At 36.9% G+C, this 26,411-nt stretch carries 24 protein-coding genes and 1 other RNA gene; 7 read left to right on the top strand and 18 right to left on the bottom strand.

Features of this window, described 5'->3' with window-relative positions; all coding sequences use genetic code 11:
- Positions 1 to 149: 149 nt before the first annotated feature.
- Positions 150 to 2,915 carry a DEAD/DEAH box helicase gene (locus Q0954_RS11470; RefSeq protein WP_299456941.1) on the top strand — a complete coding sequence of 922 codons (2,766 nt, stop codon included), beginning with the start codon at positions 150 to 152 and terminating at the stop codon, positions 2,913 to 2,915.
- A gap of 14 nt (positions 2,916 to 2,929) precedes the next feature.
- Complete coding sequence (locus Q0954_RS11475; protein WP_299456942.1) at positions 2,930 to 4,768, top strand: hypothetical protein; 1,839 nt, start codon at positions 2,930 to 2,932, stop codon at positions 4,766 to 4,768.
- Between the two features lie 76 nt (positions 4,769 to 4,844).
- Here Q0954_RS11475 and Q0954_RS11480 read toward each other — a convergent pair whose 3' ends face one another.
- From Q0954_RS11480 to ffs, 8 genes are all read right to left on the bottom strand, one after another.
- A complete protein-coding gene (locus tag Q0954_RS11480) occupies positions 4,845 to 5,795 on the bottom strand; it encodes a WGR domain-containing protein (protein ID WP_299456943.1) in 951 nt (316 codons plus the stop codon).
- 155 nt (positions 5,796 to 5,950) lie between these two features.
- Positions 5,951 to 6,706, bottom strand: a complete 756-nt coding sequence (locus tag Q0954_RS11485) for a hypothetical protein (protein WP_299456944.1) — start codon at positions 6,704 to 6,706, stop codon at positions 5,951 to 5,953.
- Between the two features lie 153 nt (positions 6,707 to 6,859).
- A complete protein-coding gene (locus Q0954_RS11490; RefSeq protein ID WP_299456945.1) occupies positions 6,860 to 7,618 on the bottom strand; it encodes a hypothetical protein in 759 nt (252 codons plus the stop codon).
- Positions 7,619 to 7,622: 4 nt separating this feature from the next.
- On the bottom strand, positions 7,623 to 8,183 hold the full coding sequence (locus Q0954_RS11495) for a DUF4178 domain-containing protein (RefSeq protein WP_299456946.1): 561 nt from the start codon (positions 8,181 to 8,183) through the stop codon (positions 7,623 to 7,625).
- Between the two features lie 224 nt (positions 8,184 to 8,407).
- On the bottom strand, positions 8,408 to 9,100 hold the full coding sequence (locus Q0954_RS11500; RefSeq protein WP_299456947.1) for a cell division ATP-binding protein FtsE: 693 nt from the start codon (positions 9,098 to 9,100) through the stop codon (positions 8,408 to 8,410).
- Positions 9,101 to 9,483: 383 nt separating this feature from the next.
- On the bottom strand, positions 9,484 to 10,155 hold the full coding sequence (gene fsa / locus Q0954_RS11505; RefSeq protein WP_299456948.1) for a fructose-6-phosphate aldolase: 672 nt from the start codon (positions 10,153 to 10,155) through the stop codon (positions 9,484 to 9,486).
- A gap of 322 nt (positions 10,156 to 10,477) precedes the next feature.
- On the bottom strand, positions 10,478 to 11,077 hold the full coding sequence (locus tag Q0954_RS11510) for a hypothetical protein (RefSeq protein ID WP_299456949.1): 600 nt from the start codon (positions 11,075 to 11,077) through the stop codon (positions 10,478 to 10,480).
- A 71-nt stretch (positions 11,078 to 11,148) separates the two neighbouring features.
- Positions 11,149 to 11,245, bottom strand: an RNA gene (ffs, locus tag Q0954_RS11515) — signal recognition particle sRNA small type.
- Positions 11,246 to 11,387: 142 nt separating this feature from the next.
- Between ffs and Q0954_RS11520 the strand changes: the two genes are divergently transcribed.
- Positions 11,388 to 11,789 carry a DUF1573 domain-containing protein gene (locus Q0954_RS11520; protein ID WP_299456950.1) on the top strand — a complete coding sequence of 134 codons (402 nt, stop codon included), beginning with the start codon at positions 11,388 to 11,390 and terminating at the stop codon, positions 11,787 to 11,789.
- A 72-nt stretch (positions 11,790 to 11,861) separates the two neighbouring features.
- Here the strand turns inward: Q0954_RS11520 and Q0954_RS11525 are convergent, their stop codons facing one another.
- The gene (locus Q0954_RS11525; RefSeq protein ID WP_299456951.1) at positions 11,862 to 13,124 is read right to left on the bottom strand and encodes a sterol desaturase family protein; all 1,263 of its coding nucleotides are present in this window, start codon (positions 13,122 to 13,124) and stop codon (positions 11,862 to 11,864) included.
- Positions 13,125 to 13,740: 616 nt separating this feature from the next.
- Between Q0954_RS11525 and Q0954_RS11530 the strand changes: the two genes are divergently transcribed.
- Complete coding sequence (locus tag Q0954_RS11530; RefSeq protein WP_299456952.1) at positions 13,741 to 14,196, top strand: hypothetical protein; 456 nt, start codon at positions 13,741 to 13,743, stop codon at positions 14,194 to 14,196.
- A 66-nt stretch (positions 14,197 to 14,262) separates the two neighbouring features.
- Here the strand turns inward: Q0954_RS11530 and Q0954_RS11535 are convergent, their stop codons facing one another.
- From Q0954_RS11535 to Q0954_RS11575, 9 genes are all read right to left on the bottom strand, one after another.
- A complete protein-coding gene (locus Q0954_RS11535; protein WP_299456967.1) occupies positions 14,263 to 15,444 on the bottom strand; it encodes an aspartate aminotransferase family protein in 1,182 nt (393 codons plus the stop codon).
- 84 nt (positions 15,445 to 15,528) lie between these two features.
- Positions 15,529 to 16,086, bottom strand: coding sequence for a DinB family protein (locus tag Q0954_RS11540; protein ID WP_299456953.1), 558 nt, complete (start codon positions 16,084 to 16,086; stop codon positions 15,529 to 15,531).
- Between the two features lie 291 nt (positions 16,087 to 16,377).
- Positions 16,378 to 17,181, bottom strand: a complete 804-nt coding sequence (gene pyrF, locus Q0954_RS11545; RefSeq protein ID WP_299456954.1) for an orotidine-5'-phosphate decarboxylase — start codon at positions 17,179 to 17,181, stop codon at positions 16,378 to 16,380.
- Positions 17,182 to 17,303: 122 nt separating this feature from the next.
- Positions 17,304 to 17,948: an outer membrane lipoprotein carrier protein LolA gene (locus Q0954_RS11550; RefSeq protein ID WP_299456955.1), complete on the bottom strand. Its 645-nt coding sequence runs from the start codon at positions 17,946 to 17,948 to the stop codon at positions 17,304 to 17,306.
- Positions 17,949 to 18,082: 134 nt separating this feature from the next.
- Complete coding sequence (locus tag Q0954_RS11555) at positions 18,083 to 20,848, bottom strand: DNA translocase FtsK (protein WP_299456956.1); 2,766 nt, start codon at positions 20,846 to 20,848, stop codon at positions 18,083 to 18,085.
- A 47-nt stretch (positions 20,849 to 20,895) separates the two neighbouring features.
- The gene (locus Q0954_RS11560; protein WP_299456957.1) at positions 20,896 to 21,966 is read right to left on the bottom strand and encodes a quinone-dependent dihydroorotate dehydrogenase; all 1,071 of its coding nucleotides are present in this window, start codon (positions 21,964 to 21,966) and stop codon (positions 20,896 to 20,898) included.
- A 67-nt stretch (positions 21,967 to 22,033) separates the two neighbouring features.
- Positions 22,034 to 22,960: a ParB N-terminal domain-containing protein gene (locus Q0954_RS11565; RefSeq protein WP_299456958.1), complete on the bottom strand. Its 927-nt coding sequence runs from the start codon at positions 22,958 to 22,960 to the stop codon at positions 22,034 to 22,036.
- Entirely contained in the window at positions 22,953 to 23,696 is a 744-nt protein-coding gene (locus tag Q0954_RS11570) for a ParA family protein (protein WP_299456960.1), read from the bottom strand. The genes Q0954_RS11565 and Q0954_RS11570 overlap by 8 nt, the downstream gene beginning before the upstream one ends.
- A gap of 190 nt (positions 23,697 to 23,886) precedes the next feature.
- A complete protein-coding gene (locus tag Q0954_RS11575) occupies positions 23,887 to 24,744 on the bottom strand; it encodes an SDR family oxidoreductase (protein ID WP_299456962.1) in 858 nt (285 codons plus the stop codon).
- Between the two features lie 131 nt (positions 24,745 to 24,875).
- Here Q0954_RS11575 and Q0954_RS11580 point away from each other — a divergent pair, with 131 nt between their 5' ends.
- From Q0954_RS11580 to Q0954_RS11590, 3 genes are all read left to right on the top strand, one after another.
- Entirely contained in the window at positions 24,876 to 25,007 is a 132-nt protein-coding gene (locus Q0954_RS11580) for a hypothetical protein (protein ID WP_299456964.1), read from the top strand.
- Between the two features lie 82 nt (positions 25,008 to 25,089).
- The gene (locus Q0954_RS11585) at positions 25,090 to 25,458 is read left to right on the top strand and encodes a leucine-rich repeat domain-containing protein (protein ID WP_299456965.1); all 369 of its coding nucleotides are present in this window, start codon (positions 25,090 to 25,092) and stop codon (positions 25,456 to 25,458) included.
- A 6-nt stretch (positions 25,459 to 25,464) separates the two neighbouring features.
- Positions 25,465 to 25,896: a hypothetical protein gene (locus Q0954_RS11590; RefSeq protein ID WP_299456966.1), complete on the top strand. Its 432-nt coding sequence runs from the start codon at positions 25,465 to 25,467 to the stop codon at positions 25,894 to 25,896.
- The last annotated feature ends 515 nt before the right edge of the window (positions 25,897 to 26,411 follow it).

A 26,411-nucleotide genomic window follows, 5' to 3' on the forward strand; every position in this document is an offset into this window, starting at 1 on the left:
TTTCAGTATTAAATAATTGACAAGAGTGAATAGTTGATAAGATACAAATTTATTTGTACCTGCCCAAAAATGTTTTTTGAAGCTGTGAATTTACTTAAAATAGTTAATTTTGCCCTGAAAGGTCTCATGCAGCATTTAAAAAAAGTAAAATGGAATTATTTGACAAGCTCAAACAGCAACGCACTTTTAGTGTAGTAGACAAAAAAATGCCAGAAGTGTTTTTTTTGATTGACTTTGATGAGTATGGCGCTTATTTGGCGGTAGTAGGCAAAGACTTGCTATCGGTAGATTATGACTATACGCATTATACTGGTTATACCCGCGATATATTACGTAGTTTACAACAAATAGAAGAGCGTCAAGCTTTTAATATTGACTGGGAAAAAAACGGAGAATTTATTTACTTGTTCGAGCACGACTATCTGTTTTGGCAGTTGAAGTACTGCGACAATGTGATAGATATTGATAGGAACAAACTGAGCTTTTATCCAAATAACACGAAGCTAATACTGGAGATAACTACTGTGGATGAACAGAAACTTCGAGGGGAGTGTGTAATTAAAGCTGATGAGCAAATATTAAAAAACGGCAAAACATTGAGTGAAAACTATTTGCTGGCAAATAACACCATTTATTCAGTAGAGCCTATTGGCAATCACTTCAATAATTTGAGCCTTTTTGACACTACTTTCAATGTTGCCGACTTGGAGAAATACCTGTCATTATTCTTTTCTTATTTTCAAAATATAGACCTAGAGTATGAGGACTACAAGTTAAAAACCAGCAAAGAGCTTGTAAAACCTCAACCTTCGTTATTTTTTGAAAAAATAGACGAAGAACATGCACTTTACTTAAGGGTGTCACAAGTGTTGCCCAACCTTGAAACAGATTTCCTTGAAAATTATGATGTGAATAAACTAGCTCAGGTTAACGAGGTAGAGGAGACTATTGTCTTGCGAACCATTGAGTATAGTAGTTATGTAGTTTTGTTACAAGATATTACCAAGCAAATATCTGGTAGGAGCAAAAAGAAAAACCTCTTTTATCAAGACAATAACTTGTTTGTCATTCCACAAGAAACAGCCGAAAAGTTTATACGTAGTTCTTTACCTGCTTTGCTCAACACTTATCAGGTTTTTGGTGCCGAAAAACTGAAAGCCTACAAAATAAAGGCGGTTCAACCCAAATTAAATATACACCTTTCTTCAGGCATTGATTTTCTTGAAGGAGACATTTCTGTGGAGGTAGACAATGAACAGTTTTCGTTGTTTGATGTGATTAAACAATACAACAAACAGCGTTATCTTAAGCTCAATGATGGTACACAAGCTGTTTTGAACGAGAAATATATTCAGCGTTTAGAACGTCTGTTTAAAAAGCAAAAAGATGGTAAAGTCAAAGTGTCGTTTTTTGACTTGCCTATGATAGACGAACTTATTGAAGAAAAGATAGTAGATGGAGTGATGCAAAAATCGAGAGAGGTGTTTGCAGGCTTCAATAAGTTGAGCCAACAGAAGTATAAGAAACCTACCAAAGTAAAGGCAACCTTGCGTAGTTATCAACAACAGGGAGTGAAGTGGTTGAGTTATCTACACAAACACCAATTGGGCGGATGTTTGGCAGATGATATGGGCTTGGGTAAAACCCTCCAAACTATTACTTTGCTCTCTCAGGTGTACCCTAAACAAAAAAGGCCCACATTGATTGTAATGCCACGTACCTTGTTATTCAACTGGGCAAACGAGATAGACAAGTTTAATGCTTCATTGTCGTATTATACTTATTATGCCAATAATCGTGACTTGAAAGAAGCTGTAAAACATCACTTGATTTTTACTACTTATGCCACGCTCAGAAATGACATTGAAACTTTTAAAGAGCAAGAGTTTTATTATGTGGTGCTCGATGAGTCTCAAAACATTAAAAACCTTCAGTCTCAAACCTCCAAAGCGGTAATGTTGCTCAACGCCGAACATCGTTTGGCTTTGAGTGGCACACCTGTAGAAAACAACTTGACTGAATTGTATGCTTTATTTCGTTTCTTAAACCCCTCTATGTTTGGCTCTGTTGATGATTTCAATAAACACTATACTGCCCCCATTCAGCAAAATAGCGACAAAGAGGTATCAAAGGAGCTGCGCCAAAAGATTTATCCTTTTATTTTGCGACGTTTGAAAAAGAATGTGTTAACCGAGTTGCCCCCAAAAGTAGAACAAGTGCTATATGTAGATATGGGCGATGATCAGAAAACGCTTTATCATCAACGCCGTCAACATTATTATGAATATGTAAAACAACAAATAGGAAAAGAAGGGATTGCCAACACTCAATTCTATATTTTACAAGCGTTAACCGAGCTGCGGCAGTTGGCTTCTGTACCTGAAGCTAAAACCGACCAAATGGTGGTATCGGCAAAACGAGAAATGTTGATAGAACAAGTGCTAGACGCTGCTGCCAATGGGCACAAGATTCTTATTTTTGTGAATTTTTTACAGGCAATAGAAAGCATCAGCGAAGATTTACAAAGTGCAGGAATCGAGTTTGTAAGTATGACAGGAGCTACCCAAAATCGTCAGGGGTTGGTAGATCGTTTTCAGAATGATAAAAAATGCAGGGTATTTCTTATGACCCTTAAAACGGGTGGGGTGGGGCTTAATTTGACTGCGGCCGACATGGTCTATATTTATGATCCTTGGTGGAACACCTCTGCCGAAAACCAAGCCATTGACCGAACCTATAGAATGGGACAAGACAAAACTGTGTTCAGTTATAAGCTAATTACTAAAGGTACCATCGAAGAGAAGATTTTGCAGTTGCAAAACAAGAAAAAAGAGCTATTTGATAGCATTATCACCAGCGATAGTGCCTCTATCAAATCATTGAATGAAGATGATATTGAATTTATTTTAGCCTAACCCTGATTGTTGTTATGAGTAATATAAGAAATATGTCAATAGATCAGCTCAGAAGTATCATAGATAGTCATTATGTACTTTACAAATTGAATGAGTTTTGGAAAGCTTATCTCAAAAGTTTTGTTGATGATAATCCTGAGTTAGTCGAAAAATATAAAATACCAGGTTTTGCCACCAAAGTACCTAAGAAAAGGGAACTTGTAGCCATATATGCTACTTTTTTTTACAATGAAGAATTGTTTCATGCAATGCTGAGGCTTTTGTCAAACTCTGCACAATCTATATTCAAACAAGCTGTTTGGGGGCTGTCGTTTTCTCAGGAAACGCTTAAAGAAGATTATAAAATTGATATTATTGTCGATCAAAGATATGGTGGCTATGACAGACAGTATTATCATGAAATAAAAGCAGAATATCAGTTATTTAGCACGCATAGTGAGTATAAGCGCTACTATTGGGATGATGGCAGACATAAAAGTTCTTATGACCATACCTTGTATATTCACCCAAATTTGGCTATTTATCTTAAACAATTTTTAGATAAGCCAGCCGAGTATTATTTAGAGCCTGTTGCAAAACTCAGAGAGGTAGCTTATAAGTTTAGTGCTGAGCAAGCCATTTTTCAGGAGCTGCCCATTGTAAATGCTTATATCAAACAAGACCGTTTAGCCAAAACCAAAACTGGTAAAGTTACTGACGCGGCACTTAACAAAATGCGTAAGTTTTGTAATATCAAAGAGTTTTTTCCTGAGAGCAAAGACAAAACTATTACTACTTATCGTACTCGAATGCTGTCTTTACTGACTTTATGTTGGAAGAAGCATTCATCATCTAAGGAAGTGTCCTTGTTAGAAATGATAGAAGTATTATTTCAATACCTGCAAAGAGGAAGTATTAAAGTTCCAGATCTGCTTAACCATACTAAAAGCTGGCATAATGTGACAAATATAAATCATCAAGTAAGTGCACATATTTTTGCTGCCTTAGAAGAGCTTCCAACGGATGGTTGGGTAACCTATAAGAACTTGAACCGATACTTTATTTACCGTCAAATATATTTTGAGTTTTTACCATCTAGTTATTATTATAACTTTATACATTATGGCATCAAACAAGATGGTTATACTGAAAATGTAAGGATAAGCGAGAGTACTTATAACCCATTATTGCGAGAACCTTATATCAAAAACTGCTTATTTTTGTTGGCAGCACTGGGCATACTCGAGGTGGCTTACGAATATCCTTTTTCTACCAATCAAGCCTTGGATGATGAAGATGATGTGTATGATATAAAGTATGTGGTACCTGGTGATAATATTCAGTACATACGTTTGACAGCCTTGGGAGCCTCTTTATTAGGCAAAACAGATAGTTATACTCCCCCTGAGGTAAAAGAAGAACAAGTGATATTAGACCAAGAGAATTTGTTTTTGCTGTATCAAGGCGACAACAAACCATTGATGTCTATGATAGACAGTGTTGCCATAAAAGTATCTGATAAGTTATATAAGGTCTCTTTTGAGTCGGTATTGGGGAGCTGTAGTAACACCAAAGAAGTAACAAGTCAAATTAGTGTGTTTAAACAATTGTTATCTAAAAATCCCCCTAAAATCTGGCAAGAATTCTTTGATGCCTTGACTAAAAAGTCATATCGCTTGGGTAATCAAAACAATGAATATTTGATCTATAAACTCCCCGAAAATCCTGAGTTGATACGCTTGATTGCTAAAGATGAGTTTTTGCGCAAACATATCATTAAAGCTGAATTTCATAATGTATTAATTCCCCATAGGCACAGGGCAAAAGTGAAAAAGTACTTGAAAAAGTCAGGCTTTTTAATAGAGTTTGATTAGCAAATAAAAAGCGGTTAGTTAGAATGAGACGAGGAAAATCAATTAACCGCTTTTATTCATTATCGCATGGGGCTTTTTAACTTGCTTGCATAAGAATTTGTCTTGCTACAGGCAATAGCTCTTGCTGTAGGTTTAAATCAAACTTGCTAAGGCTAATTTGATCGCCTCCCTCAAACGAAATGTCAATTTTGTATACATTATCCATTGATGCTTTTATTTCTATAAGAGAAGCTGCTGCTTTGGGTTTGTAGGCTTCATAAGCTATCAATGATTCTTCGTTTTGTTGGTAAGCCTTGGTTGTTTTGATCTTTTCGCCTGTAATACTCCTTTTATCATGCTTAAAAGGCTGATCAATTATTTGAGTATTTTTTAGAATATCAGAAAGACTTGTTATTGATTGAGGTAGTTCCCAAGTAAAGTCGTAACCTACATTTTTGGATTGAATGATATACCCCTCAGTGGTTTGTTGATTGGGAAGTGTAAACTCTGCGGCTTGTTTTTCTAAGGCTGATACATCAAAGAAGCCAATGGTATAGCCCGTTGGTTTTTTGCTTAAGTAGTGAGCATACTTTTTTCTAAGTACAAAAGGCAAGCGTTGATCAGTTGCTTCAGCATATCCGGCTTGCTTTTGTTCTTGGTATAGCTTCTTGCTTTGTGCAATCGTTTTACGATTGGTAGGAAAGGCTTGTTTTTGCATTTGTCCGTTGGTGCCTACCACTCCTTCATTTACAACCAACTCTTTGTCAGAAGCAAGTACCTCCCAAAATTGTTGCCCATTTTCCAGGTATTTATGAAAGGTATCGTTGCTATCAGGCCCAAACCTATACACACGGTAACGTCCGTTATGGTTAAACTGCCAGCTTTCTTCAGCAGTTACGGCATCCATCAAAGTGGAAACTTCTGCCTGAAGCGCCTGAAACCCCTGTTGACGTAGTTTATTTTTTACATCTAAAGTGGTAGTGGTACCAAATGCTTCTATCAGGTCTTCGGCTGCTTCTTTTACAGCATCTTTGGTAAGGGTTTTCATAAGGTTGATAAATGTAGGTGATTTTGATTAAAACCTTCGTTTTGACATTTGAAGATACTAATTAAACTGAAAAAACAGCAGGGAAAGTCTTCGTTTTAGGCTATGGAATTAAGATTTATTTTTTGCTTAAAATTGATAGCGCAAAACAGTAAATGTTACTTACCGGCATTTCCACTTCTTGAACGAATATTTTGACCATTACGTCCAGTACGACTTTGGTATCGATAAAAAGCCCTTACCTTATTTTCTCGCTCATCGTCATAAAACAGTGAAGTACGTCTGCTATTTCTCGAAAATGTGCTGCCTGTTCCATACAGGTTCTTTTCGTTACTTTTGCCGTAATAAGACTGACGTTCCCGGTAATTATGAAAGTAATTCATGAAACGGGCTTTAGATACAGGATAAGCCTGGATATTACATATCCTTGCCATATTGCGGTACCTTCTTCTAAACCTCCAGGTAATTTGATCTTGTTTGGTTACCCATCTACCCATTCTTTTGTTTCCTATGTAATAAGCATAACCTGGTGGTGAAACAATCAATGAAACCTGATCACCTTGTGGAGAAACCCTTTTAGAAGCTATTTGCATATCCAGGTTATGATAATGCTCAAAGAACATGTCTTTACCAACTGGTAAAAAATCAGTAACGCTTACTTTCATCCGGCGAGGATTATCAGCATTGGTTACTACCTTATACTTGTGTTTAAAGCGGGCATTGTTTGGGGCTGATTCTGACCATCCTTCTACATCCATATTATAGAGTATTACAAACATTGGAAGTTTGCTTTCAGGTGTTTTGTCTAAAATATCTTTCAGTGGATTGGCATGTTCATTTTTGTGAATGACCACATAAGACATTAAACCTATAAGCATAATCGCAGCAACAAAGTATATGGTAGATTTTTTCATAGTTGATAAAATATTGTGATGCTTAAAGTTAATGATTTTTGGGGCAACTATTGGAGTGTAGGCAACAAAAAAACAGTTTGAATATTGCATCCAAACTGTTTTGATTTTGATATATTTGAGAAATTAAATGCTATTATATTAAAAGCAAGGAAATTACTTTCCAGAGCTTCCACTTCTTGACCTTGAGCTGTAACCGCTACGACCGCTTGAACGAGAAGAACGACTGCTAGAACGGTACTTGCTATAAGATGAGCGAGTACGACTAGAGCGGCCACTGCTGTAGTAAGAACGAGAAGAAACACCACGAGAGTAGCTGCTACCAGTACCATATCTACGGCGAGAGCCAGTTCCTCCATAATAAGGACGTCTGCCGGCGTAGCTGCGCTGGTACCTGTTGTAAGAGTTTCTGCGCACAGGGTAGGTAGCCATGTTAAACATAGTAGACAAAAACATGTACTTTCCGTAGAAAGACCAGAAAGACTCGCCACTACTGTTGGTCTTCCATTGTCCGTATTGCTTGTTACCTACATAGTTAGAATAACCAGGAGGTGCTGGAATCTTGCTTACTATTTCTTTACCAGTAGTAGAATCTATACGCTTAGAAGCAAGCTCCATTCCCATGTTATTGTAGTTTTTGGCAAAATCTTGCTTACTAACTTGTGTCCAGGGAGTAATGGTTTCCTTCTTTTTAGCTGGATCATCTACGTTAGTAATCACCTTGTACTTGTTCAAACGACGTGAACCTTTTACATCCATGTCATACAATATTACCGATAAAGGCAATTTGTCCTTAGGTGTTTGTCTAACAATGTCGTCTACTGGATACTTAATGTACTTTTCACTGCCACCACCACAGGAGGTTAACATGAAAGTCATCATTAAGGCAAATAGATAAATAGAGTAGTTTTTCATAATTTTAAGGTAAAATAATGTTACTAAATTCACTTTCGTCTACCACCAAACCAACTGCCGCTTCAAACTCTGTTTCTCCCCATTGTTCAATAGAAAGTACATGTTTTTCTGCTTCGTCGTAATAACTCCAAGAAACCACTTTTTCCCAATTACGTGTATCCACATCTCTAAAACGTGCGGTACCTTCTTCTTCTTTATAATATGTAATTCCTTTGTGAGTGATTTCTTTGGGAGGAGTACCATTTCGGTGAATCTCTTCAGGAATATCAGCATCAATTGAACTTACTCTGATTTTTTCAGTGAGGGTACATTCCAGTTCTCCATCATCTTCTTCATAATGTAAGAATCTTTTTTCTTCTACTGTTGCCAGCAAAAATTCAAAAGTAAAGTACCTATCACCCCAATCGTATTCATATTGAGCCTTGACTTCCCAGGTTTGGAGATCATAATCCAAAAAAGCACCCTTCCTTAAGTCTTTGACTTGGACATTGGTTGGATCATAAGTTAATCTTTCGTCAGGTTTCTCTTTTTTACTACCAAACAAGTTGCGTAACCATTTAAGCATTATAAGATGGTTTAAATTAGATTTTCTATACTAATATACAGCAAATAAAAAATTTTAGAGAAAATTTCAAAACTTAATCTTTATTTTATTTTTTTTCATAAAAATGCTTTCAGGTGTAGTATTGCCAAAATAAATAGCAAAACTTTACATAAAGTTTGGTGCCTTGTCAACGATAAAAGCCAACCCATTTGTTGTCTAATAAACAGTAAAAATGAAAGAAATTTTCAAGGAAAAACTTTTAAGTCTTCTATCACCCCATTGGCGCACTTTAATACCCTGGCAGGAAATTTTTCTAGTACCTCATAGTCGTGTGTTGCCATGAGTATAGCAGTGCCACTGTTATTAATTCTTTGAAATAGTTTCAGAATCTCTTCCGACATATCAGGATCAAGGTTTCCGGTGGGTTCGTCAGCTAAGAGTACCATAGGTTCATTGATCAAAGCACGGGCAATCACCACCCGTTGTTGTTCACCTCCTGAGAGTTGATGGGGAAATTTTTTGTTGATTCCAGGCAAGTCTACTTGTTGTAAGAGTTCAGTAGTGCGTTGTTGTATTTTCTGGGTGTTTTTCCAGCCAGTAGCTCTCATTACAAAAGCCAGGTTATCAGCAATGTTGCGGTCGGGGAGTAGTTGAAAATCCTGAAAAACAATGCCTAGCTTACGCCTGAGAAAGGGTATCTCTCTGTGAAGCAACTGGTTTACCTCAAAACCCGCCACATGTACTTGTCCTTTGCGTAGTGGCAAGTCGGCATACAACGTTTTCAATAAAGAGCTCTTTCCGGTGCCTGTTCTCCCTATAATGTATACAAACTCCCCTTTCTGTATGGTAAAGTTTAAACCTGAAAGTACAAGGGATGCCTGTTGGTAAATGTTGGCATTGTTTACTTCAATGATGTTGTCAGGAGCTAAGAATGACATAAGTTGTTTAGGTTTGTTGTATCAAAAATAAAGCATTTTTGGGACAGGAGTAAATTATATGGTCTCGTTTTGCCTTTTGGTCTATAGGCAAATGCAGCTATTTTGCCCCTTGTTGGTCATCTAGATATTAAAAGTCAAGTTGAGTGCTATTTCTAAAAAACAAAAGCAACCTATAGAAAATCTACAGGCTGCTTTTATTATTTAGGATATTTTATGCAAAACTAAGGAATTGTTCAAAAATAAATTTACACTCTGAGAGGTGATCTTTCGCCTTGATACTTCGTTATTTTTATTGCCCGTAGCGCTGCTATGGGCGCAAAAAATAGCCTCGTCTCAAAACAAAACTTCTACCTCAAGAATGGTAATTTAATTTCTCACCATTCCTAAGCGTTTTGGGCAGTAGACTCTGCTTTTTTATGGTCTGCCAAAAACTTGCTCAAGCCTATATCAGTCAATGGATGTTTTAATAGGCCCAAAATTACATTTAAAGGGCAAGTTGCTACATCAGCGCCTAACTCAGCGCACTTGATAAGGTGCATTGTATGGCGAACTGAAGCAGCCAATACTTGAGTGTTAAATTCATAAGTATTATAAATGTGTACAATTTGGTCTATCAATTGTAAACCATCAGTACTTACATCGTCTAAACGGCCAATAAAAGGAGATACATAAGTAGCACCAGCTTTGGCAGCAAGCAATGCTTGTCCTGATGAAAATACCAAAGTACAATTGGTTTTGATGCCTTGCTTAGAAAAATATTTCAGTGCACGCACCCCATCTTTAATCATAGGTATTTTTACCACAATACGGGGATGAATAGCGGCCAGTTCTTCGCCTTCTGCTACCATTCCTTCATAGTCAGTGGCTATTACTTCTGCGCTTACATCTCCATCTACAATGTCGCAAATTCTGGCGTAATGTGCCATTACATTATGCTTCCCACTGATCCCCTCTTTTGCCATAAGCGAAGGGTTAGTAGTTACACCATCTAAAACACCTAAATCCTGTGCCTCCTGAATCTCTTTCAGGTTGGCAGTATCTATAAAAAACTTCATACAACGAAAACGGTCTTAATTTGGAAACCTTAAGTAGTTAATGGAAGCAAAATTAAGCAAAAGCCTGAATTAAGGAATGATTTATCCTGAAAGCTTTAAGTTTTTAATTAAAAAGAAGTAATGAATTGAAAATTTAAATAGGGATTATAGAAAAGGGGAAGGGAGATAAAAAGCAAGTGAGTCACGAGGCTACGACTTGATGCCCTTGCTGCTTTCCAACCCTGGGGGGTTACAAGGAGCCGTCGTACCCACATTGCACTGCAAAGGTAAAGCAAAATTTGAAATTTCAAAAATTTAAAATAAATATTTGATTATTAGTGACTTATTTGGTCAATATGCCATATTGTTGAATTTCGGCGTCTGTCATCCAGTGTATAGAAGACGCTGGTGCAGCCTTAATTGTAAAGTAATAAAAGCTTTTAGCTTGTGTTTGACTAAAGCCTACAGATACATAGTATTTAATGTATTTTTGATGTTCAATATGCCCTTCAGGAAAGTCAGTGGCTTCTTGATCATTGCCTGCCCATGAATGTACGCCTATTTTGGTATTACTTCCTTTACTTCTTTCTACTCCTGCCAGAAAAAAATCAGTACCTCCAGAGGCTACCAAACCTCCATCCTCTATGTGAGTGTTGATCTTTTTTTGGTGAACCAATGCAGACAATTGCAAATTTATATCATCATCTGATGAACCATCACAAGTTTTAATATGAATGATTGTAATATTGGGGTAAGCAGTAATCAATGAAGTAAAGTTGGTAAGCGATTGACTGTTAACTTCTCCGTTCATTTCTACGCTTGTGTTGTTGTCTAATACTTTGAAAATACCAAACTGTTTTTGTGAAGAGGGTGTTTGTATTGACTTGCAGCCTGAAAGTATCAATACAATCAATAGTAATATAGAGGTATAATGCTTTATCATAGATAGTTGGCAATTATATACAAAAATATGTGATGATGGGTGGTTGTTTAGAGGAGAAAAGAAGGGAGAAGAAAAAAGCATGACAGTATCGCACTGCTACAACCGGATGCCCTTGCTGTCTTCCGACCCTGGGGGAGTTACAAGGAGCTAGTCGCACTGCCACGCGCCACAAAAGTAGTAGTTATTATTTAATTGTCAAAATTTCGAATAAAAAAGCTATATTTTGTAACTTTACAGTATCAAAACTACAACTCAAACAGAGTTTATGCGTTTTGATTTTAGATTTTAAAAAAGAATTTCAAACACTATAATGAAAAAACAACTATTTATTCTTTTAGCACTTGCAGTAGTAGTAAGCGGAGTTTTTGCTTTCACTACTGTAAATAAAGTTGATGGTCCTAAGTTTAAATGGAGCAAAACTATACATGATTTTGGTAAAATAGAGCAAGGTAAGCCTGTAAAAACAGCGTTTGAATTTACAAATAGTGGCAATGCTCCTATTATTATTACTAAAGTGCAAACATCTTGTGGATGTACTGCCTCTGAATACCCTAAAACTCCTATTATGCCAGGGCAAACCAAAAAAATAAAAGTAGGTTATAATGCAGCAGCAATGGGAACTTTTAGTAAAACGATTACAGTAATGTCTAACTCAGAAAAACCCACTACTGTATTATTTATTAAGGGAGAAGTGATTGCTAAGAAAAAATAAAGTGCTGACTATCAGCATTGAATAAATATTGAAGCCTGTTTCTGACAAGAAACAGGCTTTTTTTAGCTCTTACTATGATATTATTGCTTGGTTGGCGCGTGTAATTGGTTGTTGATGTATACTTTTAAACCAATGTGCTATTTTTATAAGCCATATAGCCGATACAATGCAAATAGTGGCACAACCTATTAAAAATGGAACAAACAGTGGAGTTTGATATAATAAAAACAGTAAAATTAATGAAGTGATTAATAAGCGAGAAAACTCTATAGGTATTACCCAGTTTTTGCGTTCAAACAACCCCCCCGGAGTTAGTATGGCAAAAAGTGTTAGACCAACTCCGATGCCTTTGAGTATCCAATCCATCTTATCTATTTGAGACATAAAATAAGCCGAACCTGCCAGGGTAAGGACATAATGAAATAGCACATACCAATTGACAATAGCAGGGGTTTGGGTGTTAAACTTTTGGTATTGATTGCGGTCTACTTCTGGGGCGTGCTGCATGCCTCCCATACTTTCAGGGCGCCAGCCAGGTTTGTAAAACAACACCTTAAGTTTGTTTATAAAACCTGGAGTTTCTTTGAGTTGTTTGCCAATGACTTGAAAATGGGTAAAGTTTACTAAAATAGGGTTCCAAGTGTTTACTGGTGTAGTGATACCATAAATAGGCTGTTCTTCTTCTTCCTGAAAAGTGCCAAACATTCTATCCCAGATAATAAATGTGCCTGCATGATTTTTATCTATGTATTTGGGGTTGCGTCCGTGGTGTACCCTGTGGTGGGAGGGAGTATTCATAAACCATTCTAAAAAGCCCATTTTTCCAATGGCCTCAGTATGAATCCAAAACTGGTACAATAGGTTAAAACCTGATATAATCACCACTGCGCTAGGATCAAAGCCTAACAATGCCAATGGCCAAAAGAAGAAAGAGGTAAAAAAGATTTGGAACCAACTCTGGCGTAAAGCTACTGATAAGTTGTAATCTTCGCTTTGATGATGTACTTGGTGCCCACTCCAGAATAAGTTGATTTCGTGGTTCATTCGGTGTGCCCAATAATAGCAAAAATCCCAGGCAAAAAAGAGGATTATATAATTTAATACGGTGTTTTCAACTTTAAAGAAAGCCAGGTTTTCGTAGATAAGGGTGTAAATGGCTACAGTAATGAGTTGGAAAAATATTTTGACTGCTTGCTGTCCTATACCACAGCTGATGTTAGTAATGGCATCGTTTAAACGATATCTTTTAGTTTTTTGGAATTGTTCTACAAGTAGCTCTAAGCCCATTAACCCAAAATACATGGGTATGGCAATTACAACAGGGTCAAAATTCATAAGTTAGTATAATTGGATTCGTGTATAGTACAAATTTACAGAAAATAGAAAGTGTATCAAATTTTCTGAGGACAATAACTTCCCTTGGTAAATTCTTTAAATTGTATAATTGAATGTTATTTGTCATGTTTGTTAAGTACAAATGTGGATAAGTCAAAGTTATCCACATATCCACATGCTGGTGTGTGGATAACTTGTGAATAACTTATAGTCATTCTTTTTACCCCTTCGTTTATAGTAATTTTTACTATAATTATAACTTTGATACATTATTTTGTTTTGATTTTGTGTGTTTTTGTTTACTACTATTTTTTGTTATACTGCATACCTCTTTTCTTAGTTAGTTTTTGCTTTTAAAAATATTATTTAACATAATTTATTTATATTTAATTAATACAAAATAAGAGCTGTATGTTAGTCAATATATGTATAGGAAAAATACAATATTCTTTGTGGTTTTAAATAAAAACTTCTATTGATTTTATTGAAAGCCTGTTGTGTAAATCAAACATTCTCTCCTTTCTTTGAGTTTATCACCCAATAATTCTTGTGAAAATTATTAACTGAAAAGCGTAGCTTTTATATTTACTGCATAAAAAAAGACTCTAAATCTATTATGTACAATACTGTTCTAATTATACACTCCTGGCTTCGTGTCATTATTTTAGTGCTTGCTGTGGTAGTACTTTTCAAATCTTTGATGGGTTGGCTCAACAAAGGTAGTTATACCAAAGGCGATAACGCTTTATCAGCTTCTTTTGTGGGTTTTATCCACTTACAGGCTTTATTGGGATTCACTTTATACTTTTTTCTAAGCCCTATTACAACAAGTGCAATGAAAAACTTTGGGGCAGCAATGAAAAACTCAGCCGTTCGTTATTGGGCAGTTGAGCATATTTTGATTATGCTTATTGGCTTGGTAGTAGCTCAAATAGGTCGTTCGAAGGCTAAGAAATTGACTGACTCTACCGCAAAACATAAAACAAGCTTTATCTTTTTTACTATTGCTATAGTATTAATAGTGGGCGGTATTTTTGCTGGAGCAGCTTCAAGACCTTGGTTTCGGATGTAATAATAGCTCACCTGTCTTAAAAGTAAAATCCCTTATTTTCGGCAAAGAGAATAAGGGATTTTTGCTTTAAGCTTCTTCTATAGCTTGCAACAATAGTTTGCAGGCGTCTCTTATCTGCTCTTCGGTAATAATCAAAGGTGGAGCTATGCGCAAAGAGTTATCACAGTTGAGAAACCAGTCTGTAAGCACTCCTAGCTCCATGGCTTTATCTATAATTGGTTTAAGTACCTCAAACGACTCAAACTCTACAGCCATTAGTAGGCCTTTGTTTCTTATCTGTTTTATTTTGGGATGAACCAGCAATGTTTTAAACAAGTGAGCTTTTTGTGCTACTTCGTCTAATAAGCCTTCTTCTTGGATGGTTTGAATGGTAGCAAGCGAGGCCGCACAACTTACCGGATGACCACCAAAAGTACTGATATGCCCCAAAATAGGGTTGTTTTTGAATACTGCCATCTTATCCTTTGAGCTTATAAAAGCACTAATAGGCATTCCTCCTCCCATTCCTTTGGCGCAGGTAATAATATCAGGTACGATGTCGTAATGTTCAAACCCCCAAAATTTTCCAGTGCGTCCAAACCCTGTTTGAATCTCATCAAGAATAAGCAATGTTCCGGTTTCGTTACAACGCTGACGCAATGCCTGAAAATATTCTTTTGTGCCTACCCTTATACCTGCTTCTCCTTGCACTGTTTCTACTACAAAAGCAGCAGTGTTTGGAGTGATATAACGAAGGTCATCAATATTGCCAAATTGTACATGACGAATCCCTGGCAACAAGGGACGATATTTTGTTTTGAACTCTTCGCTGCCCCCTACCGACATTGCTCCGTGTGATGAACCGTGGTAAGCATTATGACAAGCTACAAACTCTGCCCTGCCTGTATAACGTTTGGCAAGTTTCATGGCTCCTTCTATGGCTTCACTCCCCGAATTCATAAAAAAAATATTATCGAGAGAAGAGGGGAGGGTATTTATAATGGCTTGTGCCAATTGGTTTTGTGGTGTTTGTACTACTTCTCCGTACACCATCAAATGCATATAGGTTTCTGCTTGTTTTTTTACGGCATTCACTACGTTAGGGTGGCAATGTCCCACATTGCTTACTCCTATACCCGATATTAAATCTATAATGGCTTGACCATCAGTAGTATACATATATATGCCTGATGCGCTGGCTATTTCCAGCATTAAAGGGAAATCGGTGGTTTGTGCTAAGTGGTTTAAAAAAAGTTGTCTTTGAGAAATCATATACTCTCGGTTGATGTTTATGAGTCTTTACGCATTATAATAATGCATATTTAAAATTACTGTGTGCCAATCGGCAAAGCGTTATGAGCTTTTATATGCAAATTCATTTACACTGATATTTACAAAAGCCTCTAGTTCCTTTTTTTGATGTAAATGATGGCGTGTATGCATTTCTATTTGTTGGTACCATTCTAGTGAATTGAGCATACCAAAAATAACATGCTTGACTTTGTAGTGGTCACTATCATCAGCAATAGCTGCTGCCAAGCCTTGGAGTTGTTTTAGCAAGGTTGTCCATTGTTGCTTACATTCGTTACGAGATTTAGCTTCTGGTGCACCACTTGTCCATTCTTTGGGTTGCTTTATTTTTTGCTTAGGAAACCCCCCATGTTTATAAAGCATTTCTCCCATCTGAGTTTTTTTTCCTTCAAGGCTTCCTTTTTTGTGTTTTAAACAATTGTTTATGTTATATACAAAAAAAGTAGAGGCGGTATAAATATGTTGATACATTTGTGCCAACGACCAAGTACTTTCTGTTTCCTTATATACGAATTGTTCGTCTGTATAACGGTCTAACTCTTGGATATAGTAAGAGAAGAGCTCATTGAGTTTTTTTTGAGTTTGTTGAGTAGTGTTCATAATCGTTAAAAAATAGGTGTTGAAATGATACTTTTGAAAATATGGCTGAAAAGCTTGTTTAAAGCTTATAGAGGTAGTTTTTGCGTGTTTTTTTCGTTTATTTTCTTTTTTTCTTTCTTCTAAAACCTGCTTTTTTTGTGCTGTAGTAAAATCAGCTAAAAAATGTATTTAGAGAGTGTAGGGCTATATTTTAAGGGTGAAAAAGTGCATTTTTAACCCAAATAAAGGCGATAATTTCGCAATAATTTTTTATGAACTGATCTATCCCCTTGATAAAGCCTTTAATTTAGGCTACTTTTTGTGATATTCTTCAATGTATTGTTGCATTTCTTGCTGAAGTTTACGAGCTACCTCTTTTGGATTTTCCGAAAAAATAATTCCACGGGAGGAGTTTACCAATAATCCTATTTGAGAATTCATTCCATATTTTGAAACTTCTTGTAAACTTCCTCCTTGTGCTCCTACTCCTGGTACTAACAAAAAATGTTTGGGAACCAAGCTTCGTATTTTTTGCAGCATACTCGCTTGGGTTGCTCCTACTACATACATCATTGCCTCATCATTGGTCCACTCTTGCGACTTGGTGAGAACTTCCTCGAAAAGTGCTTTTTTATCTTGGTTGATAGGTAAAAACTGAAAATCTTGACTACTAGGATTAGAGGTTAACGCCAGTAAAATCACCCACTTTTGTGCATATTCCAGAAATGGACTTATAGAGTCTTTTCCCATGTATGGTGCTACTGTAATGGAGTTAAAATCAAGCGTTTTGAAGAATGCCTTGGCATATTGGTCTACTGTATTACCAATATCGCCTCGCTTGGCGTCAGCAATTGTGAATATATTTTGAGGAATATGTTCCAGTGTTTTTTGCATAGTTTCCCAACCTGCGGCTCCATTGCTTTCATAAAAAGCAGTGTTAATTTTGTATCCTACACAAAAGTCAGCCGTTTGGTCAATAATGTATTTATTGAAAGCAAGTACAGGGTCTGTTTCAGATTTGAACCGAGCAGGGATTTTTTCAATGTCAGAGTCGAGCCCTACACATAGGTAAGATTGTTTTTGGAGAATTTGTTGGTAAAGTTCTTCTTTGGTCATGGTAAAAACGCGTTAGTTTACAAGCTCAAAGTTACAGCTTGTAACACAGAAACAAAAAACGACAAAGAAAAAGGGTAAGAAGATTACCTCCTTACCCTTACAACACCAAGTAGTATTGTTGTTTATCTCAAATCGTTTAGCTCTACCCCAGGGTATTGCTTAGGGTTAAACTGAAAATAACTTTTTGATATCCCATTTTTATGCTCTATAAACTTCAATATCGTATATACATATCTGTTACCATTATTTTCATAAGTTTCCCAACCCATAATAGTATTATCAGCTTTTTTTACTCTTAGTTTAAGCTTTACCAATTGGTACTTTTTACGATCTTGTGGTACCATTTCTATGCTATGATAAGACCCTTTGCTTTCGGCAGGCAACAGTCTGTATTTGAAACCTTGCTTATAAATAGTGTAAATTTTATCAGGGGTAATTCCTTCGTCTGGCTCGTATTCGGTTACATTGGCCTCATTGGTTTCTTTTAAGTAAGTCCATTGAGTTTTACCATCAGTCATTATTTCTTGCCCACTGGCTTTCAGGCGAAACATTTTTTTGGCTATAGTTATGCTTCCATTAAAGTTATCGGTTACACCAGCGGAACTTTTAAGCGAATATTTAAATGAAGCACCAAATGCTTTCATGTTTTCATACCTGTTTTTCACTGCATCCAAAATACTTTTTGCTTTGGCGTCTTGTTGTGCGGATAAATTAGTAAATGTGAATAACCCGATGGTCAATAAAAATATCGTAGCTTTCAATTTCATGATCTTTGTTATTATGTTGTTGTCTGGTCTAATTGTTTAACTAGTCATTAGACACTTATTTTTTTATTTAGTTTAATTTCATGCTAATAATAAAACCCACTCTAGTAAATTATATTATACTTCGTGTTTTTTTATTAACTGTTATTGCTGATTTCATTAAGCAAACGCTCGAGACTGTATTCGTCAGGAATAAGTACTTCACGCGCTTTACTTCCTTCAAATGGACCTACAATTCCGGCTTGTTCTAGTTGATCAATCAAACGGCCTGCACGGTTATAGCCAAGTTTCAAACGGCGTTGCAGGAGCGAAGTACTCCCTTGTTGATGCATTACAATAATACGGGCTGCTTCGTCAAACAATTCATCACGATCGCCTACTGAACCGCCAGTACTACCACCCCCTTTATTGTCTTCTCCATGAAACTCAGGCAATTGATAAGCTTCAGGGTAGCCCTGTTGATCACCAATAAAGTTACAAACACGTTCTACCTCTGGAGTATCTAAAAACGCCCCTTGCAGACGAATCATTTCTGCTCCCATAGAAAACAGCATATCACCCATACCTACTAGTTGCTCAGCTCCTCCAGCGTCTAATATGGTTCTGGAGTCAATTTTAGAGGTAACTTTAAACGACAAACGAGCAGGAAAGTTAGCCTTGATCACCCCTGTAATAACGTTTACAGAAGGACGTTGGGTGGCTACCACCAAGTGTATGCCAATAGCACGCGCCAACTGAGCCAAACGAGCAATGGGTTGTTCTACTTCTTTTCCTGCGGTCATCATCAAATCAGCCAACTCATCTATTACCAACACAATGTAAGGCATAAACTTGTGCCCTTTTTTGGGGTTGAGTTTGCGTTGGGTAAACTTTTGGTTATACTCTTTAATATTTCGACAAAGTGCATCTTTCAACAGGTTATAACGATTGTCCATTTCCAGACACAGCGAATTGAGGGTATGAATCACCTTTTGATTATCAGTAATAATGGCCTCCTCTGAGTCTGGAAGTGTTGCCAAAAAGTGTTTTTCGATGGCAGTGAAAAGAGCCAATTCTACCTTCTTAGGGTCAATCAGTACAAACTTGAGTTCGGCGGGGTGTTTTTTGTAGATCAATGTAGCAAGAAAAACATTCAACCCTACTGACTTACCTTGACCAGTAGCACCAGCCATCAATACATGGGGCATCTTGGCAAGGTCAGCCAAGAACACCTTATTTTCAATGGTTTTACCCAATACAATTGGTAAACTTGCTTTGGTGTTTTTGAAGGCATCGTCTTCCATAATAGAGCGCATAGTTACCACTTCACGCCTTTTGTTGGGTACTTCAATACCAATCGTTCCTTTGCCAGGAATAGGGGCAATAATACGTATGCCCAATGCAGCAAGACTTAGTGCAATGTCATCTTCAAGGTTTTTAATTTTAGAAATACGAACACCCGCTTCTGGTATAATTTCATACAGAGTTACTGTAGGACCAATGGTGGCCTTAATCTGAGAAATGCCAATGCCATAGTTGCTTAAGGTTTCTACAATACGATCTTTATTGGCTTCCAGTTCTTCATTTGACACCTGTCTCTTCATTTCAGGGAGCTCATTGAGCAAGTCAGCCGTAGGAAACTTATAAGTACTAAGGTCTAGAGTAGGGTCATAAGCTTCCAGCTTTTTTTCTTCTTTTGTTTCCCGGTTATGCTCTGCTTCCTCTTTAAAGTTAATGTCTTTTTGGATTGCCTTTTCAAAGAATGGGTTTACTTTTTCAGTCACCTTATCTATAGAAGGAGGGGGTGTTTGAGGAGTTACTGGTGCCGATTCATCAGTAAGCTCAAGGTCAAGTTTGCCCGTTTTTCTTTTAGATAATTTCTCTGTGCTTCGGCGAGTACGCTTCGGTGATACCTCTTTAGGCATTTCCAGAGGTGTTTCACTTGTAGGGTTTTTGAACGGAGGCATATCAGGAACTACCTCATCATTATCTTCTGATAAATCTTCAGTGTCTACCTTAGGCATGCGGGTGGTTCTTAGTTTGCTTGCCCGCTCTTTTTTGATAGCTTCTGTTGGATCTTCAGTGATTTTGGTAACCCTTTCTATAGGTTTAGTTTTATCCAGCGTGGGGTCATCATCGGTTACTTCCAGAATAATACCCTCGTCTGAAAATAAATCTTTGTGGTCTTCATTGTTGCCTGCTTCTGTGGTTTCAACTGTTTTTTTATTCTTTTCTACCCGTTCATATCGCACACTTTTGGCTGCATCAGAAATTGTTTTTACAATGCCATTATTGGTTGACACATACTTTTTGTAATCATCATAAGCGAAGGTTTTTACTACAAACCAGGCTAATACAGCAAAAGTAATGACTACAGAAAAGAATGATTTAAACAGTGGAATTAAAAAAGTATGGGCAATTTCGAAGCCCCAGGCACCACTTACAAAAGCGCTTCGGTCGGCAAGCGCCACCAAAGTACTAATCCAAATAAGAAAAAATATAGATACACGCATTAAGCGGGGAAGCCTAATAAGCGTGACATTGTTAAGAAAGCGCCAGCCTAATACAAAAGAGATCACAACTAATATATAGGCAGCAATGCCAAACCCCTTGAATACAAAAGTGTGGGCAAGAATTGCCCCGGTAAGCCCTAGCCAGTTTTGTACTTCAGCGCCACTTTGGGCAAGTTTATTATTCCAAAATGCTTCTACCAAGCTTTGGTCAGCTTTGCCCGTTCCTCCTAAAAAATAAGAGGTAAACGCGCCAAACATTGCCATAGCAAGCAATAGAAAAAACAGACCTAGGGTAAATCTTACATTTTTGTTTTTGAGTAGTAAGCTTATGATCTGCATAAACTCATTTTGACTCAATCGCCCCGAATCGTTTTTTCTTTTGTATGTATTTTCTCGGACAGTCTTTGCCATATTATATGCAAATTTAATTGGTAAAAAGGCATTGATTCAAGCGGGTATTATTTGCTCGCCACCAATTTTTGAGTGCCTTTGTTAGATTGCATTTTGATCAATGCTTTTTTTATGTTTTTGATTAATGCAGGTCCTTCATAGATAAATCCAGAGTAGACTTGCACCAGCGATGCGCCAGCTTCCAGTTTTTCTATAGCATCGGCAGCAGATGCTATGCCTCCTACACCAATGATTGGGAAAGCCCCCTTTGATTTTTGATGGATATACCTAATTACTTCAGTAGACCGGTCTTTTAGTGGTTTACCACTTAAGCCACCTGCACCAATAGTTTCTATTTCTGTTTTGTCAGCTTGAAGCCCCCCACGGTCAATGGTAGTATTGGTAGCAATGAGTCCATCTATTTTAGTATCCAATAAAACGTCTACTACTTCGTCAAGTTGTTCATTGCTCAAGTCAGGAGCAATTTTAAGTAAAATAGGTTTGGTTTGAGGTTTTTGTTTGTTCTTATTTTGTAATGTTACCAAAAGCTTGGTCAGTGGTTCTTTATCCTGTAATGCTCTTAAGTTAGGCGTATTGGGAGAGCTTACATTTACCACAAAATAATCAACATAATCGAATAAAGCATCAAAGCATTTTTCATAATCACTGATTGCTTCTTCGTTGGGAGTTACTTTATTTTTGCCAATATTACCCCCCACTAAAATATTTGCCGGACGTTTTTTCAAATGACCAATGGCAGTACTTACTCCATCATTGTTAAAGCCCATCCGGTTGATAATCGCCTGGTCTTTTTTTAGTCTAAATAATCGGGGTTTGGGATTGCCCTCCTGAGCTTTAGGAGTAAGCGTGCCTATCTCAATAAACCCAAAACCAAAGTTGGCCATTTCCTGAATCAAAACGGCATTTTTGTCGAAACCTGCTGCCAACCCTATCGGGTTTTTAAAAGTGAGCCCAAACAGTTCTTTCTCCAAAGCAGGGCTTTCATACGTATACCGTTTCCGTATTAAGTGAGAAAGTCCAGGGATTTTAAATGCCCACTTAATCATTTTAAAAGTAGTATGATGCACTTTTTCGGCATCAAAACGGAATAAAACAGGTCTGACAAATTGTTTATACAAATCTTCTAAAAGTTAATGATGATGTTGCAAAAGTAACGGTTTTTTACCAAAGAGATAATGAACCTCTTTAATTATTGAGCAAAAGCTTTTCTAGTTGATTAAGGTCGGCTTTGATTTTTGATAAAGCGAGCCGATCACGATTTTTGATGGCTACTTCCAATGCTTTTTTTATACTGGCATGGTAGTGTTCTATTTGAGCATTTATTTGTTCGTTAGTATACTGAGGCGTAGGTACATCTTTGGTTTGATAAGCTTGCTCTTCTTTGCCTTCTTCTATTTCGGTAGCTCTTTTATAGATATCTTCTACACTAAGTATGGGTACCTCATCAGAGTCTTTGGCTACTTCGCCCAGCTTTTGTACATGGCTCTTATTTACTTTTACTTTGCCCTTCAGTATTTCTTGCTTCAGTTCAGGGTTTGATTTGCCAATAATGTCCATCCCCTCGGCAAACTTAGCGTCACGACGAATCGTTTTTTCATCTACATTGTATTCTTTAGCAATACGCTTTGCGGTAGACTCTTTGGGTTGTTCACTGTTACTTAGGTCAGTGCGTTGCCCTTGCGATTTCTCAGAGTTATAACGCGACCCACGTAAAAAGGCTTGTTGTTCTTTACTAAGGTTTCGTCGTCCTAGTTGATTATTGATCATCCAGTTTCGCGCTTCAAACCTGGTTTTGAATTGTACCAGATGAATCTTAAAGTCTACATTATAAGTAGTACATATTTTATGGCGATTATGCCCGTCAATAAGTACATACTTTCCAGCAAGTTCGTCATCAGCGTCATGGGGTACTTTCCATACCACCAAAGGTTCACGACACCCTTCCTCTGCGATGTTTTGGGCAAGTTGGGCAAATTCATCTTCCTTGAGTGGAGGAATCAAATCCCTGAATTCATCCTCAATGTGAATCTTTGCTTTTATCTGCGACTCACTTTCGCTTTTTTGTTTTACGGCTCCACTTAATAGGTTTGCCAGTTTATCTCTTTTAGCCATTAATGACCTCCTTTGAAAGGTTTAAATAATCTTCGGCAGCAGCACAGGTTTTATCGTAAGAAAAAATATCTTGTCGATGAGTAGACGACTCTACCACTGCCACGTTTTGCCTGATAACGGTTTGAAAAGCTGCATCGGGATATTCGGTTTGAACTTTCTCTACAATGGTTCTACTTACCACTGTACGATTTACTTGAGTAAGCAGTAGCCCCATAAGTCCCAGTGCTGGATTTAGGTTTTGACGTAGCTCCTCTATCAATTCTATAATAGTGTCAAGGCCTTTGATGGCAAGGTATTGCGATTGAACCACGATAAGTACTTCGTTGGCAGCTATCATTGCGTTGGCAGTGAGAATACCCAAAGAAGGGGGGCAGTCGATTAGAATAAAATCATAATCTTTTGCTATAGTTGCCAGTGCGTTTCTTAGTTTAAAATACCCATTTACTTCTGTAATGAGTTTTACTTCTGCCCCTGACAAATCAAGGTCTGCCGGAATGATGTTGAGTCCTGTAGCTATTTTGTGCACAGGTAACACTTCACCTTCACACAATGCGTGGTAAATATTTTTGGGAGGCTCTTCTATACCTACCGACTGCGACAGGTTTGCCTGAGGGTCAATGTCTACTATAAGCACTTTCTTTTTATTCATCGAAAGTGCCTTACCCAAGTTAAGGGTAGTAGTAGTTTTGCCTACGCCTCCTTTATGATTTACTACGGCAATTATTCGTGGTTTCATTGAGTCTTTGTCTAAGTTGTTGTCCAGATGACAAATAATAATTTAGCCATAAATTTACTACTTATAAAATATTTGCTCAAATAAATAGCAGGTTTTTGCCCATTGAGCAAGCGCTTAATCTATGCAGTAGGCAGTGTTGAGTGATGCGGTTTTGTGGGTATACACTTCTGGACTTTTTGTCCAGAAGTGGTTAAAATGTTTGACCTTCGAGCTGGGTTAGTTGAATGCTTATGTCCCAGACTTTTTCAGCGTAAGTCTCATTAAGTGCATCTTTGTTAGGTGTTTTTTGCTTTTTATTGGCAAAGTACTTACCCGATATGTTGGCTACCTTAGGCGAACTAGCCAAGTATATGGAGGTAGCAGCGCCTTTGGCTGAGTTAATCATAAAAGGCTTGGCCAAAGCAAATATCACTTTAGTAAAGCCTGATAAGTTTTTCGAAAAGTTAGTGCGTACTACTCCAGGGTGTAAAGCATTTACTGTAATGGAGGTATTAGCCAAACGTTTGGCTAAGGCAATAGTAAAATGAATGTTGAGTAATTTTGAAATTGAGTAAGCTTTCATAGGAGTATAACCTTGTTCTAGTTGCAGGTCATTGATGTTAAAGTCTATAAACTTGTGGGCGTCTGATGACACATTGATAATGCGTGCCATGGGGCTTGCCAATAACGATGGTTTTAATAAATTGGTAAGCATAAAGTAACCTAAATGGTTAACTGCTACTGTTTGTTCTATACCATCTGGAGTTGTTTGACGTGTGGTACCAGCTGCAATGAAACCAGCATTGTTTATCAGTACATCTATAGCTGGATAACGTTGGGTAAGTTCAACTGCCACTTTTTTTATTTGGGCTTGTATACTAAAGTCGCATATAAAAATCTCTATATTTTGATTACCACTTTCGTTGATAATTTCTTTTTTAGCTTCTTCAGCTTTGTGAGGGTTGCGACAAACCATGGCTATAGTTGCGCCCATTTTGGCAAGAGCCAGTGTGGTTTCTTTTCCAATACCAGCATTAGCACCAGTTATAATACATACTTTATCTTTCATAATGACAAGGGTTATTTAGATGGTAATATACATATATAATATGAAGTGGTAATTTACTTTTGGGCAAAATGTCCATAGGTAAATAGAAAGTAAATAATAGAAGATATATGAAATAATAAAACCCAGCAAAAATGAATAAGTTCGAAAAACAAGCCACTAAGTTCTGGCAAACTTATGATGGCTTTGAGCCTTTCTGGAGTAAATATGAGCAACTATGTGCAGAGGGAGTAGGTTCAAATACTACTTCTAAACCTCGGGAATAATCAATTTTTTGTTTTACCTGAGGACGTTCAAACCTGGAGAAGCTTTGTTGTACTAAATTTAGAAAATAATAGATTGCGCTCTATGACTCCTTCCTTGACTAAATGCGTAAACCTCGAAGAGTTAAATTTGAAAGGAAATAGACTGACATTTGTACCACAAGATGTAGAAGAGCTTGCTAAACTTAGAAAACTAGATTTGAGGTTTAATAAAATTAAATCATTGCCACGACAACTCAAAAATTGTAAAAGCTTAGCAGAGCTTCGCTTGCGTGGCTATCTGCTCACTTATCAGGCCATTGCTCAAGTGAAGGACCTGTTTCTTCAGGTAAAATTAGAGTTTCAAGCAATGCTTCTGGACAAAATGCCTAAAAGATATTTTTCATCAAAAAATATTAAGTTGGTGATTTTGATAATGTTTGCACGTCTTATGTGTGTAAAACAATTAATATAAAACCTTATGAATATAGCCAAAGCTCTTAAAATGAAGAATCAGTTGATCAATGAAATCAATAAGCTGAAGGCAAAAGTGAAAAATCATAATTCGGTTGTTAAAGGAAACGAACATACCTATGACATACCCAAGCTATTGCTACAGCTAGAAGCAAAGAGTCAAGAGCTTGTAAAACTTAAAGTAAAATTGACTCAAGCCAATGCAATGGTACAAGACAAAATATATGAAGTAGGCGAACTCAAATCAATGATTACTTTTTACCGTGAAATATCGGTAAAGCAAGGAAAAGTAAACATAGGTTATAACAATGAGTTGGTAGCGTATGAAGCTCAGTTTAAACAAAGAGACAAAGATGAAGCTATAGAAAAACTAGAGCAACGTATTATGAAACTACAAGATGAGCTAGATGCATTTAACTACACCACATCAATTAGCTAAAAATACAAACACTGAAAGCCATTATTTTCTTAGAATCAATAGAACAAGATACAACCTAAAGCTTCAGAGAAGCAGCTGTTGTAAGAGAAAATACATTGGGCAAACATTGAGATATATCAAGTCAATTATGTCAAAGTTCAATGCTTGGTGGTAAAAATCAATTTTCATATTTCACAACATAAGATTCAGTCTATTTGATTGTATAAGTGGAGCATTGGTAAGTAGGTGTTTTTGTTTCACAACATCTAAACACTTTTGGGCAAAATGTCCGAAAGTGTTTTTTGCTTCAGGATGTCTTTAAAATACTTGTTTGGTTACTCTGTACAATTTATGAGAAATGGCTAACTTCCCTTTTTACGATAAATATTATTTGAAAGTCCACTGTCTTTAGTAGTGGGATGAAAAATAGTTGCCGAATGGCAAATGATGTTCAAACCTTTTTTTTGGTTTTCAATATATTTTTTGATGGTTTTTTCTGAAATATGCCCTACTGATTCAATATAGTATGACCTTGT

It is taken from the genome of uncultured Microscilla sp., from assembly GCF_947493425.1.
In the GTDB taxonomy this organism is placed as follows: domain Bacteria; phylum Bacteroidota; class Bacteroidia; order Cytophagales; family Microscillaceae; genus Microscilla.